Annotated in this window: 2 protein-coding genes; both read left to right on the top strand. The window is 45.1% G+C overall.

From position 1 onward, the window contains the following. Positions 1 to 163 precede the first annotated feature (163 nt). Positions 164 to 1,198, top strand: a complete 1,035-nt coding sequence (gene ilvC, locus I2484_RS20850; protein ID WP_207152968.1) for a ketol-acid reductoisomerase — start codon at positions 164 to 166, stop codon at positions 1,196 to 1,198. After that, complete coding sequence (locus I2484_RS20845) at positions 1,185 to 2,726, top strand: 2-isopropylmalate synthase (RefSeq protein ID WP_207152967.1); 1,542 nt, start codon at positions 1,185 to 1,187, stop codon at positions 2,724 to 2,726. The genes ilvC and I2484_RS20845 overlap by 14 nt, the downstream gene beginning before the upstream one ends. Positions 2,727 to 3,032 lie beyond the last annotated feature (306 nt).

Genomic DNA, 3,032 nt, shown 5'->3' with positions numbered 1-3,032 from the left:
CGCGACGTCCTGTCGCAACGACTGCATACCTGCATCCTTGCAGGCACGAGGAGGCGTACTTCAGCCCCCACAGCAAAACGGCTTATGACCCGAGGGGTTGGCGCCCGGAGTCTAGACAGCATTAATAAACTAAAAAAACCAAACCACTAGGAGGAAAACAATTATGGCTAAAATGTATTATAACCAGGATATCAACGAAGGACTTTTGAAAGATAAGCTAGTAGCAATCATCGGATACGGATCACAAGGCCATGCACATGCGCAAAACCTAAACGATTCTGGATTTAACGTTGTTGTCGGTGTACGCGAAGGTAAATCATTTGATCAGGCAAAACGAGATGGACTACAAGTATTGACTGTTCGTCAAGCTGCTGAAAAAGCGGACGTTATCATGATCCTACTTCCGGATGAAAGACAGAAACAAGTCTATGACGCAGAAATCGAGCCAGCACTTAAGGCAGGTAAATCACTTGTTTTCGCACACGGATTCAACGTTCACTTCGGTCAAATCGTACCACCTGCTGATGTTGACGTATTCCTAGTCGCACCAAAAGGACCTGGACATCTAGTTCGTAGAACATTCGAAGCAGGCGCAGGCGTTCCAGCGTTGTTCGCAGTCTATCAAGACGTTTCAGGCCAAGCGAAAGACGTAGCTCTTGCTTATGCAAAAGCGATTGGATCTGCACGTGGCGGCGTACTTGAAACGACGTTTAAAGAAGAAACGGAAACAGATCTATTCGGCGAACAAGCGGTACTATGTGGCGGACTGACTTCACTTGTTAAAGCTGGTTTTGAAACGCTAGTAGAAGCGGGCTACCAACCGGAACTTGCTTACTTCGAAACATTGCACGAAACAAAACTGATTGTCGATCTTATGTATGAAGGCGGAATGGCGGGCATGCGCTACTCAATCTCAGATACAGCTGAGTGGGGAGATTTCGTTTCAGGACCACGTATTGTTGACGCGGATACAAAAGCACGTATGAAAGATGTGCTAACAGACATTCAATCAGGTAAATTTGCGAGAGAATGGATTGAAGAAAACGAAAATGGTCGTCCGAACTTTAATCGATTTGAAGAAACGGAAGCGCAGCATGAAATTGAAATTGTTGGTAAAAAGCTTCGCGCAATGATGCCTTTCGTCAATGAAGGTGCGAAATCAAAAGAGGAAGAAGTGGTGGGTAGTGCGAAAAATTGACATATTTGACACAACTCTTCGGGACGGTGAACAATCTGCAGGTATTAATCTAAATACAGCAGAGAAGTTAGAAATTGCACGCCAGCTTGAAAAATTCGGGGCAACAATCATCGAAGCAGGGTTTCCTGCTTCATCCCCGGGTGATTTTGAAGCGGTACAGAAAATCGCAAACATAGTGAAAAAGTCGACGGTAACTGGTCTTGCCCGCGCAATGAAAAGCGATATCGAAACATCTTGGGAAGCACTTCGCGGTGCGGAACAACCTCATCTACATGTGTTTTTAGCAACTTCACCTATCCATATGGAATATAAGCTTCAGAAAACACCTGACCAGGTCGTCGAAATTGCAGTAGAAGCCGTGAAATATGCCCGCAAGTTCTTCCCACAAGTTCAATGGTCTGCGGAAGATGCATTCCGCTCAGATCGGGAGTTCCTAGTGCGTATCATCAATCAAGTAATCGCAGCTGGTGCATCCGTTATCAATATTCCTGATACGGTTGGCTATGCAACACCTCAAGAATACGGTGCATTGTTCAAATTCTTGAAAGAAAACGTGACAGGCATCGATAAAGTGAAGCTTTCTGCTCATTGTCATGATGACCTAGGCTTTGCTGTAGCCAACTCAATCGCGGCGATTGAAAATGGTGCCGACCAAGTCGAAGGTACAATCAATGGTATTGGAGAGCGTGCTGGAAATGCTGCGCTTGAAGAAATTGCTGTAGCACTCCATATCCGCAAAGATTATTACGGATTGGAAACAGGTATTAATTTACATGAGATTAAACGCACTAGCCAGCTTGTCAGCCAATTAACAGGCGTAGTCATCCAGCCAAACAAGGCAATTGTGGGCAAGAATGCATTTGCGCATGAGTCAGGGATTCACCAGGACGGCTACCTAAAAAATCGTGAGACATATGAAATTATTACACCAGAATTAATTGGAGGCAAAACTGAACCGCTTGCGCTAGGTAAACACTCTGGCAGACACGCATTCAGTGACCGTGCTGTTTCAATGGGCTTCGATCTTAGTGCTGACAAGTTAAATGAAGCGTTTGCTGAATTTAAGAAACTTGCGGACCGTAAAAAAGAAATTACAGAAGATGATCTGTTTGTATTATTTACAGATCAGCAAATTCAGACGAATGATGTACCCGTTTATAAATTTACAGATGTTCAAGTTCAATATGCAACTGCGAATGTTCCATCTGCAACCGTTACAGCTGTTAATCCGGACGGAGAAACGGTCACTGCGACAGCGACAGGTTCAGGATCAGTTGAAGCCATTTTCAATACGCTAGAACTGCTTGTTGAAGGCGAAGTTCATATTCTAGATTACCGTGTTACATCGATTGGCAAGGGACGCGATGCACTTGGCGAAGCGGTTGTTAATCTAAGTATTAATGGAGAAGTATCCATTGGACGCGATGTCGCTCAGGATGTGTTAGGTGCATCCGCAAAAGCTTACTTTAATGCCATCAACCGACAATTAATCAAAAAGCAATCAAAAACGAAAGTAACTGTGGTTTAACTATTTACAGTGGGCAAATAAATACCTATACAAACCGAGCGAAGGCGCCTTACAAGGGGTAGCCGAAGCCCTAAGACTGATAGCGCAGCGGTCAGGCTTAGGGCGGGAGGCATCCCCGAGTGCCGAAGCGGATTTGAAAGAAATTATTATCTCAACTTAAAAGATGAGAAAGTATAAGTTTTCGACACGTAACGTTGTCTAGCTCCAGGCGCCAACCCCTCGGGTCATAAGCCGTTTTGCTGTGGGGGCTGAAGTACGCCTCCTCGTGCCTGCAAGGATGCAGGTATGCAGTCGTTGCGACAGGAC

The sequence above is a fragment of the Sporosarcina sp. E16_8 genome (assembly GCF_017347095.1).
Classification (GTDB): domain Bacteria; phylum Bacillota; class Bacilli; order Bacillales_A; family Planococcaceae; genus Sporosarcina.
This window is presented reverse-complemented; position numbering and strand designations above follow the sequence as displayed.